Raw genomic sequence first — 15,809 nt, 5'->3', positions numbered from 1 at the left:
GAACTATCGGCCACCCGGCCCCGTCGGTCCATCGTGTTTCGCCACCGTCCGCGAACGGTGGCCGCGAGGATGGGACTCGGTGCCCACGGCGACGGTGTTCGCGGCGACGATCGCGAGTACGGCTAGCCAGGAGACCGGCGGCAGATGCTGCCCGAGCGCCACCAGACCGATCAGCGCCGCGGCCACCGGGCTCACACTCATGAAGACGCCGAAGAAGTGGGCCGGGACACGGCGCAGCGCCAGCAGGTCGGACAGGAACGGAACGGCGGAGGAGAGCACTCCGGCCGCCAGGGCACAGCCCACCGCGCCGGGGGTGGGCCGGTGGTGCAGCAGTGCGGCGAGGCCGATCGGCAGATACAGCGCTCCCGAGACCAGCGCCGCCGCGGCCGAGCCCTGCGCCCCGGGCAGCCGCTCTCCCACCGTGCGGTTGAGCAGGATGTAGCAGCCCCAGCAGACGGCCGCCAGCAGGGCGAGCGCGATACCGAGGTAGTCGGTGCTCGGCTCGGGGCGCACCAGGACGACCACCGCGGCCGCGGCGACCACCGCGCACCCCAGGTGCAGTCGGCGCCGCGAACCGGCCAGCGCGACGGTCAGCGGGCCGAGGAACTCCAGCGTGACCGCGAGGCCGAGACCGATCCGGTCGATGGCCGAGTACAGCGCCAGGTTCATGGCCGCGAACACCACGGCCAGCCCGAGCACGGGCCGCCACTGGGCGGCCGTGAACGCGGCGAGCCGCGGTCGGCCGGCGGCCAGCAGCAGCACGGCGGCCACCCACTGGCGTACCGCCACCACCCCCACCGGGCCCATCGCCGGGAAGGCGAGGGAGGCGATGGCCGCGCCGGACTGGCTGGAGACGCTGCTGGCCAGCATCAACGCCAGCCCGGTCCACCGGCTCCGACCGGTGGCGCGGGCCGTCTCGGCGGCGGGGGCTGAGTGACGCGCGGGAGCGCCGGGCAGTGCCATGCCCGCACTGTCCACCGCGCCCGTACATACGCAAAATGCATCTGTGGAGCCATCGATACGCCGGCCGTATGGATGGCGTATGAATGGGTGTGTGGGTGGCCGTACGGACGTGGGCGTATGAATGGGACCTCGGAGCTGGAGCTGCGCCAGTTGCGCTGCCTGGTCGCGATCGTCGACACCGGCAGCTTCACCGACGCCGCCCTCGAACTCGGCGTCTCCCAGGCGTCGGTCAGCCGCACCCTGCGGTCGTTGGAGCAACTGCTCGGCGTGCGGCTGCTGCACCGCACCAGCCGCACCGTCAGCACCACCACCGCAGGGGTGGAGGTCCTGGTCCGCGCCCGCCAGCTGCTCGCGGAGGCCGACAACCTGGTGCGCGCGGCCACCACGGGGCACACCCGGCTCCGCCTCGGCCACGCCTGGGCCTCCCTGGGACGGCACACCACCGAGTTCCAGCGCCGCTGGGCCGAGCGCCACCCCGACATCGAGCTGCAGCTGATCCGGCACAACAGCCCGACCGGCGGACTGGCCGAGGGCGTGTGCGACCTGGCCATCGTCCGCACCGCCGTCGACCGGCACCGCTATGCCCACACCGTCCTCGGTGACGAGCGCCGCTGTCTGGCTCTGGCCTCCGACGACCCCTGGGCCAAGCGCCGCAGCATCCGGCTGGAGGAGGTCCGGCAGCGCACCGTCGTGGTGGACCGGCGCACCGGCACCACCACCCTCGACCTGTGGCCGGCGGACGCCCGCCCGGCCATCGAGTACACCCAGGACATCGACGACTGGCTCGCCGCCATCGCGGGCGGTCGCTGTGTCGGCGTCACCCCCGAGGCGACCAGCACCCAGTACCGCCGGGTGGGCATCACCTACCGCCCCCTCCGCGACGCCGCCCCGGTCCCCGTCCAGCTCATCTGGCAACCCCACGACCCCCACCCGGCCACCCACGCGGCGGCCGCCCTCCTCACCGACCTCTACCGCGAACGCCGGCGGCGCTGAGCCGGTGCTCGCCGTCCGGGTCAGGGCGGTGCGGCGAGGGCCGGCCGCCCCGTCAGGGCGTGCAGGCCGCCGCTATCGACACACTGTTCTCGTACAGATGGTGCCGGGTGATCCGGCCGTTCTCGACGGTGAGACGCAGCGCGAAGGGGCCCGCGAAGGACTTGCCCGTCGCGCGGACGGTTCCTGACAGCTGCCCCGTCAAAACGGCGTCGGCGCCGTCGACGAGGAAGGTGTCCACAGACGCGTGGGCGTCCTCCGCCACGGTGTGCTCGGCCAGCTCGGCGGACTGGGCGGCGCACTCGGCAGCGGTGGAGCGGGGCCGGATCCACGGGACCACGGGGTTCTCGGCGAGCTGCCAGTCGACCTCGTCGGCGAACAGCGCGGTGAGCCCCTCGGTGTCCCCGGCGAGGCGGAGGGTGAGGAACTTCTCGACGGTGGCGCGGGTGGCGTCCGCTGTGGTGGTTGTCATGGGCCCCAGCCTGCCGGGCTGCCCGCAGTGCGTCGATTACGCCGGAGGTAAGGGCCGCAGGTGGGCGAGGGCCGCCGGAGGGGCCCGGGAGAAGCTGCCGAGGGGCGGCACCGTCCGACCGGTCAGAGGAAGCTTTCGATGATGGTGGCCACGCCGTCGTCCTCGTTGGACGCCGTGGTGTGGGTGGTGCTGAGAAGGACCTCCGGGTGGGCGTTGGCCATGGCGTAGGAGGTGCCGGCCCAGGTGAGCATGGCCAGGTCGTTGGGCATGTCGCCGAAGGCGACGACCTCTTCCGGGCTGATGCCGCGCTCTTCGCAGGCGAGGGCGAGGGTGCTGGCCTTGCTGACGCCGCGGCCCGAGATCTCCAGCAGGGCGCTGGGGCTGGACCGGGTGAACTCGGCGTGGGAGCCGGCGGCCGTGCGGCCGAGGGCGAGGAACTCGTCGGGGTCGCCCACCGGATGGTGGGCGAGGAGTTTCACGATGGGCTCGGCGCGGTGGCCCTCGTCCCCGTCGGCCAGCAGCTCGTCGACGGGTGCGTAGGAGACGCCGGGGTCCTGGGGGAAGGAGGGGTACGCGGGCTCGTAGTGGATGCCCCCGGTGCGCTCGACGGCGAAGCTGACGCCGGGCGCCGCGGTACGCAGGGCCTGGACGACGGCGAGCGCGTCCCGCCGTGCGAGCTCCCGTACCCGGATCACCCGGCGGCCCGCGTGCAGGTCGACGATGGCCGCGCCGTTGGCGCAGATGGCCAGCCCGTGGCCGTGTACGTGCTCGCTGACGACATCCATCCAGCGGGCGGGGCGGCCGGTGACGAAGAACACCTCGATCCCGGCGGACTCCGCCGCGGCGAGGGCCGCGATGGTGCGGTCGGAGACCGTCTTGTCGTTCCGCAGCAGGGTGCCGTCCAGATCGGTGGCGATCAGCCGGGGCGCGGTGCGCCTGCCGGGCGACGGCCGGTTCTGCGGGGACCGGGAGACCAAGGGGGCGGACGTACGAGTCGGATGAGTCACGAGCACTATCTTCCCGCATATGCCTGAACAAGCGTGCGAAGCTCCGCCCATATGAGAGGTGGATGAGAGCACAACGCGAGGGCCAGGGGGCACGCGAGCGCACGGAAGGGGCGCACGGGGTGGAGTGAGCACCCCCTCAGTCCGGTCGCGGCTGCATGATCAGAGCAGGTCAGAACGGTCTTATCGTCCTCTCACCCACCAAACAGGCACAATCGAAGAAAGCGCCTCATGAGTGCTGTGCTTCCACACCACAGCTTCCGCGCGACAGCTTCCGCACCTCGGGAAGGAGCGGCCGTCATGGCCCGTCACTCGCGCTACGTCGCAGACCGTGGTCTGACCACACGGATGGTCACCACCATGTTCCTGATCGGCCTGCTCTACGTCGTCCTCGTCGGCGTCCTGGTGGCGGTGCTGGGCAACGCCTGGCCCATCGTGCTGGTGATCGCGGGCGCGCTGTTCATCGCCCAGTTCTGGTTCAGCGACAAGATCGCCGCCTTCAGCATGGGGGCTCGCGAGGTCACCCCGCAGCAGGCACCGGAGCTGCACGGCGCGGTCGACCGGCTGTGCGCTCTCGCCGACATGCCCAAGCCGCGGGTCGCCATCGCCGACAGCGACGTGCCCAACGCGTTCGCCACCGGCCGTAACCAGAAGAACGCCCTGGTGTGCGCGACCACCGGACTGATGCGTCGCCTGGAGCGGGACGAACTCGAAGGGGTGCTCTCCCACGAGCTGTCGCACGTCGCACACCGCGACGTCGCCGTCATGACGATCGCCTCGTTCCTCGGTGTGCTGGCGGGGATCATGACCCGGATGGCCCTGTGGGGCGGTATCGGCCGCAGCGCCGGCCGGGACAACAACGGGGTGGGACTGCTCCTGCTGCTCGTTCCGCTGGTCAGCGCGGTGGTCTACGTGATCAGCTTCCTGCTCACCCGGCTGCTGTCCCGCTACCGCGAACTGTCCGCCGACCGTGCCGGCGCCCTGCTGACCGGACGCCCCTCCAGCCTCGCCTCGGCCCTCACCAAGATCAGCGGCGACATGGCCCGCATCCCCACCCGGGACCTGCGCAAGGCCGAGCCGTACAACGCGTTCTTCTTCGTGCCCGCCTTCTCCGGCGAGAGCCTCGCCTCGCTCTTCTCCTCGCACCCGAAGCTGGACAAGCGGCTCGACCAGCTCAGCCGGATATCCGCCCAGCTCGGGCAGTGAGCCCGCCGCCGGACGACATCCGAGCCGCCGACGACCATCCGAGCCGCCGACCACATCCGAGCCGCCGGACGACATTCGAAGGGAGACGGCCCGTGGGCTTTCTGGACGTGCTCCTCGGCCGCAGCAAGCCCAAGCGGCCCGACCTCGACCAGCTCTTCGCGCTGCCCGCCGCCGCGCTGACCCTCCAGGCAGGGACCGCGTTCGAGCCGACCGGTGTCGGCGCCGTGTGCTTCGCCAGCGTTGAGGGCGGCGCCTTCACCCGGCTGCGGCGGGACGTACGGGAGCTGCTGGACGCGGACACCGCGCGGGGCGGAATCCCCGTCGAGTTCGACCAGGACTCCTACGGCTACACATGGCTCACCGCGCGCCAGCCGCCCGACGACATGGCGGCGCTCGTCAACGACCTGCACGCCGTCAACACCCTCCTCGCCGAGGGCGGATTCGGTCCGCAACTGCTCTGCTCGCTCGTGTCCTTCCGACAGGAGGGATCGGGCGCCTCACTCGCCCTGATCTACCTCTACAAGCGCGGCACCTTCTACCCCTTCGCCCCGCTGTCCGGCGGCACCGAGAAGCGGGACAACGGCCTGGAGCTCCAAGTCCGAGGCCTGCTGGCCGACGACCTCGCGGTGGAGGAGGACCTCAGCCGCTGGTTCCCCGTCTGGGGCGCCCCGGGACTGTGATTCCGGGTCCCCAGGTGGCCCTGCGACCTTGCGACACCGCGGCCCTGCGATCCCCTTGGCAACCCCTGCCGGTGAGCGGCGCATTCCGCTCTGGCAGGATCATCCGCCAAAGCAATGGTCCGGTTGTATGGGCGAGCCGCCCCGGCCGGGCGCGGGGAGCTTCAACGGGGAGAGTGAGGAAAAACATGCGTACGTGGACTCGTGCTGTTCCGGCGGTGGCCGGAGCGTTGGTGCTCGCCGTGGCACTGACCGGCTGCAACGACTCGGACGGCTCGGGGAAGAGGAAGGGCAGCTCCGGCTCGCACTCCGACTCCGACTCCGGTTCGGACTCCGGTTCCGACTCGTCCGGCGGCAAGACGACCTTCAGCCTGGGCGAGGCCAGCCCGGTGCAGAAGAGCGACACGAAGGAGTCCAAGGGCGCCACGTACACGGTCACACCGACCAAGGTGCAGACCGGGACGAAGGCCGACATGGACAACTCCGGCCTCAAGAAGGACAAGGAAGACGGTCCGCAGATCCCCGTGTACGTCTGGTCGACGATCTCCCACAAGAGCGGCAAGACCATGGAACTCGGCGACATGGACGACGACCTGGTCGTCAAGACGGACAAGGGCAAGCGCACCAAGGCCCTCATCGTGATCATGGGTGAGGCCAAGTGGCCCAACTGCCCCGCGGTGGACACCGACAAGAAGCTGAACGCGGGCGACTCGGAGAAGATCTGCTCCGCCTTCCTCATCCCCGAGGGCCAGAAGGCCGCAGCGGTCGAACTGAGCCGGGGCTTCTACAAGGACCCGCTGGAGTGGCCGGTCAAGAACTGACCAGGTTCCCAACCCCAGGTCCCGGGGCGCCGCCGGTGACACCGGAGCTCCGCGGACGGTCGACAAGTGCGCGTACCCGCATACGGGTACGCGCACTTGCTGTTTCGCGGGCGCGGACGCGGACGCGGGCGCGGGCGCGGGTTCGGGCGCGGGTTCGGGCGCGCTCGCGGGTTCCTGGGACGGGCCGAGGGGCCGACGGCCGACGGGCCCGGGGCACATCCGCTGTCGGCGAACCCCGGTCCGCTGTCGGCGAATTGGTCTGGGCGTTCGCGTCGCACGGTGCTTGGGTGACCGAATGGAGACCTTGGTTCTGGGCGGAACAGCGTGGGTGGGCCGGGAGCTGTCGCGGCAGGCGATCGAGCGCGGCCACCGGGTGACGTGCCTGGCGCGCGGCGAGAGCGGAGACGTGGCCGAGGGTGCGACGCTGGTCGCCGCCGACCGGCGCGACCCCACAGCGTACGCACCCTTGCTCGACCGCACCTGGGACGCCGTCCTGGAGGTGTCGTGGCAGCCGGGCTTCGTACGCGGGGCGCTCGACGCACTGGGAGCCAGGGCCCGGCACTGGGTGTATGTCTCCTCCGGCAACGTCTACGCCTCCCATGCGGCGGTGGACACGGACGAGACCGCCGCTCTGCTCGCCCCGACCGACCGGGACGAGACCGACAGGTCGCTGTACGGCGAGGCGAAGGTCGCCTGCGAGCAGGCGGCGTCGACCGCCGTGGGCGACCGCCTGCTGATCGCCCGCGCCGGGCTCATCGGCGGGCCGGGGGACGTCAGCGGACGTACGGGCTACTGGGTCGCCCGGGCCGCCCGCGATCCGCACGGGCCGATGCTGGTACCCGACACCCCGGCCCTTCCGACCCAGGTCGTCGACGTACGGGACCTCGCAGCCTGGCTGCTCGACGCCGCCGAGAAGCGCACCACCGGCACCTACAACGCCGTCGGGCCTGTCCTCCCCTTTGCGGAGTGGATCGAGCTGTCCCGCGCCGTGGCCGGGCACACCGGTCCGGTGGTCGCCGCCGACTCGGACTGGCTGCTCGCACAGCAGGTGGCCCAGTACATGGGCCCGGAGTCGCTGCCGATGTGGCTGGTGGAGCCCGGTTGGGAGGGCTTCTCCGCCCGGAACGGATCGGCGGCGCGCGCCGCCGGGCTCCACCACCGGCCGCGCCGGGACATGCTGGCCGACACACTGCGCTGGGAGCGCGAACAGGGCCTCGACCGCCCCCGCCGAGCCGGCCTCGGCGCCGAGCGCGAACGTGAACTGCTCGCGGCGCTGTGCTGAGGTGGCCGGACGCTGATGGCGCCGGACCGGTCGGTGATGGCGACGGGCCGGGGCCGTTGGCGCGACGCCGTCGGCGTGGTGGGCTGCGCTGGTCGGCTGCGGCTTAGCATGACGCCATGGCGAAGACGGCGACGATCTACCACAACACGCGCTGCGGTACGTCCAGGAAGGTCCTGTCCCTCTTGGAGGACGCGGACTACGACATCGAGATCGTGGAGTATCTGAAGACCCCACCGGACGCGGCCACCCTGCGGCAGCTGATCACCGATGCGGGAGTGGGCGTACGGGACGCCGTACGGACGAAGGAGGCCGAGTACAAGGAACTCGGCCTCGACCGGCCGGATGTGACCGACGACGAGCTGATCACGGCCATGACCGAGCACCCGGCCCTGATCCAGCGCCCGTTCGTGGTGACGGACAAGGGCACCCGCCTGGCCCGCCCGGTCGAGGTCGCCGAAGAGGTGCTGTGAGTCCGGCCCCTGCGCTGTCCGCGACAGCGCAGGGGTGGCCGGTACCCCCGCCTCGGCTCATGGACGAGGGCGGACCACGTTCTAGGGTGACGGGCATGGACACTGCGGGTACCGGAGCGGCAAGCGGGGCGGCAACCGGGCCCACGGCTGAGGCCCTGGCCGAGGAGCGGGCGCGGGTGGACGCGTTCCGCGCCCGGATAGCCGCCCCCGCGCTGATCGACGTCCACACGCACTTCATGCCCGAGCGACTGCTGGCGAAGGTGTGGGCGTACTTCGACGCAGCCGGACCGCTGGTCGGGCGGCAGTGGCCGATCAGCTACCGCACCGACGAGCAGCGGCGGTTGGAAGCTCTCCGCGGCTTCGGCGTACGCGCGTTCACCGCGATGCTCTACCCCCACAAGCCGGGCATGGCCCGCTCCCTCAACGACTGGGCGGCCGACTTCGCGGCCCGTACGCCCGACTGCCTGCACACCGCCACCTTCCACGCCGAACCCGGCGCGGCCGACGACGTGCGCCGCGCACTCGACCAGGGGGCCCGCATCTTCAAGTGCCATCTGCAGGTCGGCGGATTCGACCCGCGCGACCCGCAACTGGACGAGGTGTGGGGGCTGCTCGCCGAGGCGCGCGTACCGGTCGTGACGCACTGCGGCTCGGGGCCCGTACCCGGAGCGTTCACAGGTCCGGGTCCGATCGGCGCCGTACTCGACCGGCACCCAGGGCTGCGGCTGGTCGTCGCCCACCTCGGGATGCCGGAGTACACCGACTTCCTCGTGCTGACCGAGCGCCACGCGGCGGTCATGCTGGACACCACGATGGCCTTCACCCACTTCGTCGAGGAGAGCACGCCCTTCCCCCGGGAGGCCCTGCCCCGGCTGGCCGCGCTCGGCGACCGCGTACTGCTGGGCACCGACTTCCCCAACATCCCGTACACCTACGCCGATGCCCTGGAGTCGCTGGAAGAGCGGACCGGGCTCGGAGCGCAGTGGCTGCGGGCCGTCTGCCACGACAACGCGGCCCGCCTCTTCGACCTGTCCTGAGGCCCTTCCGGATCAACCCGGCAGGGAGTTCAGCCAGCGGGGGAGACCGTAGGCCAGGGGGACGACCTCCTTGTAGGACAGCTCGTCGTCCAACGTCACCACCAGTCGGCAGAACGGCGGGTACCAGGTCCTCTTCAGATGGGCGCGCCTGTCGAAAACGGCCTCCAAGAAGCCCGGCGTCGCCTCGCGCGGCAGATCGTGGAAGGTCACCCCGTCGATCGTGATGTGCGCATCGCCCTCTTCGAAGAGCTGAACGACGATCTTCGGGGTGCGCGGCGCCCCGTCGGCGCTCTCCGTCGCGGGGATCTCCAGCAGAGCCTCGTGCGGCAGAGATCCGTCCTCGTCGGTGACGGCGAACGCCCCGGCCGCCGTACGCCGCGACGACTCGTCGGCACCGATGGCATGCTCCACCGAGACCGGGAGCCCCCGGCGCTCCGCCAGTGCGCTGAGCACGGAGACGGCCGACTCGGTGCTGTGGATCTGCGGCGGCATACGGTGCGGATGACGGATATGTTCCATACCACCGAGCATGCCCGCTCCCGCGGCGGATCGCCCAGCGGGTCCGCACACCAGAACGACCGGCGCCCGAACCGTCAGCCTCAGGCGCCCAGGCCCCGACCCACCGGCGGCAAGCGATCAGCGTGTGCGGCCGGCGCGAGCCGCGTCCATGGGGTCGGCCGGTCCATGAGGGCGGAGGTCCATGAGGCGGGGCCGGTCCATGAGGCGGGGCGATGACCGTACGCCTAAGCTCGGGGGTATGCGTCTGAGCACCGTGATCCTCCCTGTCCGCCGCTGGTCCGAGGGCGGACGGGAGATGTGGCGACGGGCCGAGGAACTGGGCTTCCACGCCGCGTACACCTACGACCACCTCTCGTGGCGGGTGCCGTTCCGCGACGGCCCCTGGTTCGGTGCCGTACCCACCCTCACCGCCGCCGCTGCCGCCACCTCCCGGCTGCGACTCGGCACGATGGTGACCTCGCCGAACTTCCGGCACCCCGTTCCGCTCGCCAAGGAACTGCTCACCCTCGACGACATCAGCGACGGCCGCGTCACCCTGGGTATCGGCGCCGGCGGGTCCGGCTTCGACGCGACGGCCCTGGGACGGCACCCGTGGACCCGCCGGGAACGCGCCGACCGCTTCGCCGAGTTCGTTCCGCTGCTCGACCGGCTGCTCACCGAGGACGAGGTCACGGCCGAGGGCACCTACTACGCCGCCCACGAGGCGCGCGGCCTCCCCGGCTGTGTGCAGCGGCCCCGACTGCCGTTCACCGTCGCCGCGACCGGCCCGCGAGGGCTGCGACTGGCCGCCCGCCACGGGCAGGCATGGCTGACCACCGGCGACCCGGCCGCCAACGAGACCGGCACGCCCGCCGACTCGCTGGCGGCCCTCGCCCGCCAGACGGAGGCCCTGGAGAAGGCGTGCGCCGACACCGGTCGCGACACGCACACCCTCGGCCGCACCCTGCTGACCGGCTTCACACCCGACCGCCCGCTGGAGTCGCTCGACGCCTTCGTGGACTTCGCCGGGCGCCTGGCCACCCTCGGCTTCGACGAGGTCGTCCTCCACTGGCCCCTCCCCGGTACCCGCTTCGCGGCCGACGAGCGGGTCTTCGAACGCGTGGCCACCGAGGCCCCCGCCCAACTGGGCAACTGAGCCGGCCGGGGAAGAGCCGGCCGGGGGCAGCGGTACCATCGGTCGGCCGACCGGCCCACGCGATAATGGGGCATTCCTAGCCGTAGCGTTCGATACGGAACCGGACCTCGGCCGCCGGCACATTGCGGGTATGGCCGACCGACCAGGCGGCGCCCTGTGCGCCGGTGCCCGGAATGCTCGCGACGTCGCGCACATACGCGTCGACCCCGTCGGCCGCGCCCCGCTCCCCGGCCCACTCCGTACCGTCCCAGCGCAGATAGTGCGCGGAACTGTCGTCCCAGAAGTCCCACCCCCCGATCAGTCCGGGCCGCCCACCGCCGGTGCCCTCCGTCCCCGTACCGTTCCCTGTGATGGCGTTCAGCGAGCCGATCTTGAACGGCAGGGTGTCACCGTCCACGCGTGTCCACTCCGTGCCGTCGTAACGGGCCAGCACCACGGACGGCGGCTTGCCGGGCGGCCCGCCGACGCCGAACGCCGCGCCGACCGCCCACAGCTCGTCCTCCCCCACGGGAAGCAGATCGTTGACGCCCAGCCGGATACCGGTCAGCGGCGGCAGCACCGTCCAGGAGCCGTGGCCTGCGGCACGCTCGTCCCAGCGCGCGAGGTCCCAGCCGACCGTGTGCACACCTCCGGACGGCGAAACCCGTACCCGCCACGGGGCGTCCGGAGACGTCGCACCCGGAATGGGCGGCGTCCACGTCCACTTGGTGCCGTCGAAGCGCAGCAGCTTGGGCCGCCCCTCGTGCTGGCCCGTGACCCACGCCCTGCCGTCACCGACGGCCGCCACCCAGGTCAGCACGGTGGCCGGATCGTCGTCGCCCGGATACCGCACCTGCCGCCATGTGCTGCCGTCCCAGCGCAGCAGGCGGTCGGCGCCGTCCCTGTCCTGACCGACCGCCCAGGCTGCGTCCGGCGACGCCCCGCTCACCGCACGCAGCGAGCCGTTGAGACCCAGGTGCCCCACCTCCGTGTGCGCCCACGCCGTCCCGTCCCAGCACAGCGCCAGCGGACCGCCGCCCGTGCCCTGCCCCGGCAGGCCTTGCTCGCCCACCGCCCAGGCCAGGTCCGCGCTCGCGGCGGAAACCGACAGCAACCGGGAGGCCGGGGCGGCGGCCGGGGCCGGTGTCAGCCGCCATCCCGCCCGCGCCGTCGTACCCGTGGTCGCGGGGCTGGTGGCGTTCGCCGTCGCCGCGACCGCACTGCTGGGCTGCACGGCTAACCCCGCCAAGCCCGTGGCGGCGGCACCGGCAAGGAAGACGCGTCTTCGCATGATGTGCTCCCCTCGTGTCGTTTCGGTCCTCCACACGCTGGTCCGCCCGCCCACCGTCGGCAAGACACGAGCGTGAGCAATCACGCGGTCGGCCCCCTCTCGACCGTCGCTTTACGCCCGGCCCTGCCGCCCCCCGCTCCGCTGGGCGGTCATCCGGTCCATCGCTCGTGCCCGCACCTCCCGTTCAGCCGCTGCCGTGATGAACTCCGGCACCTGTTCCTCGCCCACCAACTCCCGTACGGCCTCCACCGTTTCCGCCGGCAGCCGTATCTGCTCGCTCCGGCTCGCGCCGTCCGGTACGGCGGCGGACGGTGCGGCGGCTGCCGAGCGGAGGTGGTCGCGGAGGTTGCGGGCCGCGAACTTCTGCATGGCCCGGGCGAGTTCGGCCTCCACCGTCTGCTGGGCCAGCGGACGGAGTCTGCGCACCAGGTCGGCTGCCTCGGAGGCGTCCCCGTCGGACAGGTGGCCGCCCAGATAGCGGACGAAGACGTGTTCGTTGGTGAAGTCCAGGAAGCGGGCCGCTATGTGCTCCACCTGGCCGCGCAGCTCCCGCAGTTGCTCGGTGATGGCCAGCAGCGGCACCCCGGCCTTGTGCAGCTCTGCCGCCACCGACAGCTCCTGGGGGCTGGGAACCCGGAACTCGCCCTCCCGACCCGGCAGCGGCTCCAGCACCCCGAGGGCCACCGCCTCGGAGACCGCCGCCTCGTCGTGCTCACCTCCGAACAGCTCGTCCAGCTCGGCTCGGGTGATCCGGCCCGACTCCTCGTCGGTCCACGGCCCGTCCACCTCCGCGACCAGGCCCAGCACCCCGCCCAGTCCCCGGCCCTCGTCCCACGCCTGGAGCAGTTCCTTTATCGACGCCAGCGTGTAGCCGCGCTCCAGTAGATCGGCGATCTGCCGCAGCCGCGCCAGATGCGAGTCGTCGTACACATTGGCGCGTCCGCGCCGCTCCGGCTTCGGCAGCAGGCCCTTGTCCTGGTAGGCGCGGATCGTGCGCACCGTCGCACCGCTGCGGTGCGCGAGATCCTCGATGCGGTACTCGGGGAGGCGATACTCCGGCTCGGTCGCCGAAGCCGACGCCGGCCCTGATGGCTGAGGGGGCGGAGGCATGGTTGCGGTCTCCTTCTGAACAGCTGGCACGGTGCACTGCGGCGCGGGTGGCCCGCCGCCGGTCGCCGACGGCCGAGACGGACCGGCCGAGGTGGACCAGTGGACTAGGTGGGCGGTTGGATGCGGGCGATGCCGCGCAGGACTCGCGGGGCGAAGCGGGACATCAGCCGCATCCCGCGGGCTTCGGGTGTCACCGGTACCACGGCCTGGTTGCGGACGACGGCCCGCACAATGGCCTCCGCGACCTTCTCCGGCGGATAGTTCCGTATTCCGTACAGCCGGGAGGTGCGGCGCCTGCGGCGCTGCTGCTCCACCTCGTCCACCCCGGCGAAGTGGGCGGTACCGGCGATGTTGGTGTTGACGAAGCCGGGGCAGACAGCTGTCACGCCGATGCCCTGGCCCGCCAGCTCGGCGCGCAGGCACTCGCTGAGCATCAGCACGGCGGCCTTGGAGGTGCTGTAGGCGGGCAGTGCCCGGGAGGGTTGATAGGCGGCGGCGGAGGCGGTGTTGACGATATGACCGCCCTGGCCGCGTTCGGCCATCTGGCGCCCGAAGAGCCGGCAGCCGTGGATGACGCCCCACAGATTCACATCCAGCGTCCGCTTCCAGTCCTCGGTGGTGGTCTCCAGGAAGGCGCCCGCCATGCCGATGCCCGCGTTGTTGACCAGCACGTCCACCGTGCCGTACTCGGCGGCCACTTTTTCGGCCAGCTTCTCCATCGCCTGCTCGTCCGCCACGTCGACCGTTTCCGCCCACGCCTGGGGTGCGCCCACCAGTCGGGCCAGCTCCGCGGTGCGGGCGGCGCTGTCCGCGTCGCGGTCGACGGCGATCACCCTGGCTCCGGCTTCCGCGAACGAGAAGGCCGTCGCCCTGCCGATGCCGCTGCCGGCTCCGGTCACCAGTACCAGCTGCCCGGCGAACCTGTCCGCGTACCTGCCGGTGGCCGTGGGCTCCCGGGCGGGCAACCCCGGTTCGTTGCCGGAGACGAACTCGGTGATCCAGCCGGCCAGCTGGTCGGGCCTGGTGCGCGGCACCCAGTGTTTGGCGGGAAGGGTGCGCCGGGTGAGCCGTGGGGCCCACAGTTCCAGCTCGTCGTAGAGGTGCTCACTCAAGAAGGCGTCCTGGGTGGGCGTGATGAGCTGGACCGGAGCGTGGGCGTAGCAGTCGGTGCGCGGGCGGCGCAGCCGAGCCCGGACGTTGTCGCGGTAGAGCCAGGCGCCGTGCGCCGCGTCCTGGGGCAGGGACGCGGTCGGATAGCTGCCGCCCGGCACCTTCTCGGTCAGTTCCAGGAGGCGGGGCCAGCGCTTGCCGAGCGGGCCCCGCCACGCCAGCTCGGGCAGCACCGGGGTGTGCAGTGCGTACACGTACCAGGACTTGGCACCCTGGCCGAGCAGTTGGGCGGCCCGGCGTGGTGTCGGCCGGGACATCCGCTTTTTGATCCAGTGGCCGAAGTGGTCCAGCGAAGGGCCGGAGATCGAGGTGAACGAGGCGATCCTGCCCTCCGTACGGCGTACCGTCGTGAACTCCCAGCCCTGCACCGAGCCCCAGTCGTGCCCCACCAGGTGCACCGGCTCGTCCGGGCTGACCGCGTCGGCGACCGCCAGGAAGTCGTCGGTGAGCTTCTCCAGGGTGAAGCCGCCGCGCAGCGGCTGGGGCGCCGTCGACCTGCCGCAGCCCCGCACGTCGTAGAGCACCACATGGAAGCGGTCCTCGAGCCGGTGCGCCACCTGGGACCAGACCTCCTTGCTGTCCGGATAGCCGTGCAGCAGCATCACCGTCGGCCGCGTGGCGTCGCCCAGTTCGGCGACGCACAGCTCGATCCCTCCGGTGGCGACCCGGCGCTCCCGCGCGCCATGCAGCAAGCCGCCCCCCATCGGCGTCCCGCCCGGCGCGGTGCCGTCCGTCTTCGCGCTCATACCGCCTGTGCCTCCTTCTGCCGGCGCCGCACATGCGGCAGATCGTCGTCCAGCCAGAACGCGCTCTCCTCGGGGTCCCGGGAGTCGGTGACGACCAGGATCTCCTCGAATTTCGCGCCCGTGCCGCGGAACCCCAGATGCGGCTCCACCGCCCACAGCCCGGGTTGCGGCGGGTGGTCCGAGAAGCGGTACGGACTCCACAGGGGCGACCAGCCGTCCCGGTGCCCGTGCAGCGCGTCCCGTGCGAGCCCGCGCAGCGCATTGGTGCCGAAGCCGAGGACCGTGGGCGACCAGCGGCGCTCCGGAACACGGTCGACCTTGTGCGCGATGACGCCGAAGGGGTAGGCGCGGTGCCGGTTCGCATACCCCTGGGTGACCATCAGCCGCTCCACGTCCTCGTAGATCTCCCGCAGCGAGCGCCGCTCCCGGACGCCGTTGAGGATCAGCTCGCGGTGCTCCAGCAGGTCGGCCATCAGCCGCTCGTGCACCGGGTCGAGTCCCAGGCAGCCGGAGTAGCCGATGTCGGAGGTGCAGCCTCCCAGGATCGGCGCCAGGTCGAGGATGAAGGGCATCCCCGGCTCCAGCTTCCGGTCGGTGGGGAAGAACTGGAGCGGGAGCTTGAAGCCGGTGAATGCCGTGCGGTCCCCGAACCAGGCGAAGGGCAGATGGAACCAGTCCCGAACACCGCGTTCGCGCAGCCACTCGCGCTGCATCCGGGCGGCGTCCCGCTCGGTCACCCCCGGCTTCAGGCGGGCGGCCACCGACTCCGCGCAGGCGTAGGCCAGTTGCTGTACTTCTTGGAACCTCCGCAGGTCGGCGGAGGAATAACCGATCGTCGCCGCGCGCATCGCCGGCCTTCCGTCCGTGGGTGATCGTCGATATCGGTGCGTTGGTCGTCCTCGAACCGGGGGCGGTCCTCGGCAGGGTGCGGTCCGTC

General features: G+C 71.8%; 16 protein-coding genes. 8 read left to right on the top strand and 8 right to left on the bottom strand.

Annotation, left to right across the window (positions count from 1 at the left end):
- Positions 1-3 precede the first annotated feature (3 nt).
- Entirely contained in the window at positions 4-870 is an 867-nt protein-coding gene (locus JW613_RS03725) for an EamA family transporter (RefSeq protein ID WP_209209632.1), read from the bottom strand.
- A 210-nt stretch (positions 871-1,080) separates the two neighbouring features.
- Here JW613_RS03725 and JW613_RS03720 point away from each other — a divergent pair, with 210 nt between their 5' ends.
- Entirely contained in the window at positions 1,081-1,956 is an 876-nt protein-coding gene (locus tag JW613_RS03720) for a LysR family transcriptional regulator (RefSeq protein WP_209209288.1), read from the top strand.
- A gap of 52 nt (positions 1,957-2,008) precedes the next feature.
- Here JW613_RS03720 and JW613_RS03715 read toward each other — a convergent pair whose 3' ends face one another.
- The gene (locus JW613_RS03715) at positions 2,009-2,425 is read right to left on the bottom strand and encodes a nuclear transport factor 2 family protein (protein ID WP_099882718.1); all 417 of its coding nucleotides are present in this window, start codon (positions 2,423-2,425) and stop codon (positions 2,009-2,011) included.
- Between the two features lie 122 nt (positions 2,426-2,547).
- Positions 2,548-3,432 (bottom strand): Cof-type HAD-IIB family hydrolase, encoded by an 885-nt coding sequence (locus JW613_RS03710; protein WP_307865781.1) that lies wholly within the window; start codon positions 3,430-3,432, stop codon positions 2,548-2,550.
- Between the two features lie 297 nt (positions 3,433-3,729).
- Here JW613_RS03710 and htpX point away from each other — a divergent pair, with 297 nt between their 5' ends.
- The 6 genes from htpX (at position 3,730) to JW613_RS03680 (ending at position 8,922) form a co-directional block, all read left to right on the top strand.
- On the top strand, positions 3,730-4,635 hold the full coding sequence (gene htpX, locus JW613_RS03705; RefSeq protein ID WP_209209286.1) for a zinc metalloprotease HtpX: 906 nt from the start codon (positions 3,730-3,732) through the stop codon (positions 4,633-4,635).
- A 92-nt stretch (positions 4,636-4,727) separates the two neighbouring features.
- Positions 4,728-5,315, top strand: coding sequence for a PspA-associated protein PspAB (pspAB, locus tag JW613_RS03700; RefSeq protein ID WP_209209285.1), 588 nt, complete (start codon positions 4,728-4,730; stop codon positions 5,313-5,315).
- A 185-nt stretch (positions 5,316-5,500) separates the two neighbouring features.
- Positions 5,501-6,133, top strand: a complete 633-nt coding sequence (locus tag JW613_RS03695) for a hypothetical protein (RefSeq protein ID WP_209209284.1) — start codon at positions 5,501-5,503, stop codon at positions 6,131-6,133.
- 295 nt (positions 6,134-6,428) lie between these two features.
- The gene (locus JW613_RS03690) at positions 6,429-7,415 is read left to right on the top strand and encodes an NAD-dependent epimerase/dehydratase family protein (protein WP_209209283.1); all 987 of its coding nucleotides are present in this window, start codon (positions 6,429-6,431) and stop codon (positions 7,413-7,415) included.
- Between the two features lie 116 nt (positions 7,416-7,531).
- The gene (gene arsC, locus JW613_RS03685) at positions 7,532-7,885 is read left to right on the top strand and encodes an arsenate reductase (glutaredoxin) (RefSeq protein WP_209209282.1); all 354 of its coding nucleotides are present in this window, start codon (positions 7,532-7,534) and stop codon (positions 7,883-7,885) included.
- 95 nt (positions 7,886-7,980) lie between these two features.
- On the top strand, positions 7,981-8,922 hold the full coding sequence (locus JW613_RS03680; protein ID WP_209209281.1) for an amidohydrolase family protein: 942 nt from the start codon (positions 7,981-7,983) through the stop codon (positions 8,920-8,922).
- A 12-nt stretch (positions 8,923-8,934) separates the two neighbouring features.
- Here JW613_RS03680 and JW613_RS03675 read toward each other — a convergent pair whose 3' ends face one another.
- Positions 8,935-9,441: a hypothetical protein gene (locus JW613_RS03675; protein ID WP_209209280.1), complete on the bottom strand. Its 507-nt coding sequence runs from the start codon at positions 9,439-9,441 to the stop codon at positions 8,935-8,937.
- Positions 9,442-9,679: 238 nt separating this feature from the next.
- Here JW613_RS03675 and JW613_RS03670 point away from each other — a divergent pair, with 238 nt between their 5' ends.
- On the top strand, positions 9,680-10,576 hold the full coding sequence (locus JW613_RS03670) for an LLM class flavin-dependent oxidoreductase (RefSeq protein WP_209209279.1): 897 nt from the start codon (positions 9,680-9,682) through the stop codon (positions 10,574-10,576).
- 76 nt (positions 10,577-10,652) lie between these two features.
- On the opposite strand, the gene JW613_RS03665 is transcribed toward JW613_RS03670, so the two are convergent.
- From JW613_RS03665 to JW613_RS03650, 4 genes are all read right to left on the bottom strand, one after another.
- Positions 10,653-11,846: a hypothetical protein gene (locus tag JW613_RS03665; protein ID WP_209209278.1), complete on the bottom strand. Its 1,194-nt coding sequence runs from the start codon at positions 11,844-11,846 to the stop codon at positions 10,653-10,655.
- Positions 11,847-11,957: 111 nt separating this feature from the next.
- Positions 11,958-12,956 (bottom strand): MerR family transcriptional regulator, encoded by a 999-nt coding sequence (locus JW613_RS03660; protein ID WP_209209277.1) that lies wholly within the window; start codon positions 12,954-12,956, stop codon positions 11,958-11,960.
- Between the two features lie 104 nt (positions 12,957-13,060).
- Positions 13,061-14,872: an SDR family oxidoreductase gene (locus JW613_RS03655; RefSeq protein ID WP_209209276.1), complete on the bottom strand. Its 1,812-nt coding sequence runs from the start codon at positions 14,870-14,872 to the stop codon at positions 13,061-13,063.
- Positions 14,869-15,720, bottom strand: coding sequence for a M24 family metallopeptidase (locus JW613_RS03650; RefSeq protein WP_209209275.1), 852 nt, complete (start codon positions 15,718-15,720; stop codon positions 14,869-14,871). The genes JW613_RS03655 and JW613_RS03650 overlap by 4 nt, the downstream gene beginning before the upstream one ends.
- Positions 15,721-15,809 lie beyond the last annotated feature (89 nt).

Origin of the sequence: Streptomyces smyrnaeus (genome assembly GCF_017676345.1) — a bacterium.
Classification (GTDB): Bacteria; Actinomycetota; Actinomycetes; order Streptomycetales; family Streptomycetaceae; genus Streptomyces; species Streptomyces smyrnaeus.
Note: the sequence above shows the minus strand (reverse complement) of the source record. Positions and strands in the feature narration are given on the sequence as shown.

Coding starts and splice junctions, on each gene's coding strand:
- JW613_RS03725 (WP_209209632.1), bottom strand. CDS start 870: ATGCTGGCCAGCAGCGTCTCCAGCCAGTCCGGCGCGGCCATCGCCTCC.
- JW613_RS03720 (WP_209209288.1), top strand. CDS start 1,081: ATGAATGGGACCTCGGAGCTGGAGCTGCGCCAGTTGCGCTGCCTGGTC.
- JW613_RS03715 (WP_099882718.1), bottom strand. CDS start 2,425: ATGACAACCACCACAGCGGACGCCACCCGCGCCACCGTCGAGAAGTTC.
- htpX (WP_209209286.1), top strand. CDS start 3,730: ATGGCCCGTCACTCGCGCTACGTCGCAGACCGTGGTCTGACCACACGG.
- JW613_RS03695 (WP_209209284.1), top strand. CDS start 5,501: ATGCGTACGTGGACTCGTGCTGTTCCGGCGGTGGCCGGAGCGTTGGTG.
- JW613_RS03690 (WP_209209283.1), top strand. CDS start 6,429: ATGGAGACCTTGGTTCTGGGCGGAACAGCGTGGGTGGGCCGGGAGCTG.
- arsC (WP_209209282.1), top strand. CDS start 7,532: ATGGCGAAGACGGCGACGATCTACCACAACACGCGCTGCGGTACGTCC.
- JW613_RS03680 (WP_209209281.1), top strand. CDS start 7,981: ATGGACACTGCGGGTACCGGAGCGGCAAGCGGGGCGGCAACCGGGCCC.
- JW613_RS03675 (WP_209209280.1), bottom strand. CDS start 9,441: ATGGAACATATCCGTCATCCGCACCGTATGCCGCCGCAGATCCACAGC.
- JW613_RS03670 (WP_209209279.1), top strand. CDS start 9,680: ATGCGTCTGAGCACCGTGATCCTCCCTGTCCGCCGCTGGTCCGAGGGC.
- JW613_RS03665 (WP_209209278.1), bottom strand. CDS start 11,846: ATGCGAAGACGCGTCTTCCTTGCCGGTGCCGCCGCCACGGGCTTGGCG.
- JW613_RS03660 (WP_209209277.1), bottom strand. CDS start 12,956: ATGCCTCCGCCCCCTCAGCCATCAGGGCCGGCGTCGGCTTCGGCGACC.
- JW613_RS03655 (WP_209209276.1), bottom strand. CDS start 14,872: ATGAGCGCGAAGACGGACGGCACCGCGCCGGGCGGGACGCCGATGGGG.
- JW613_RS03650 (WP_209209275.1), bottom strand. CDS start 15,720: ATGCGCGCGGCGACGATCGGTTATTCCTCCGCCGACCTGCGGAGGTTC.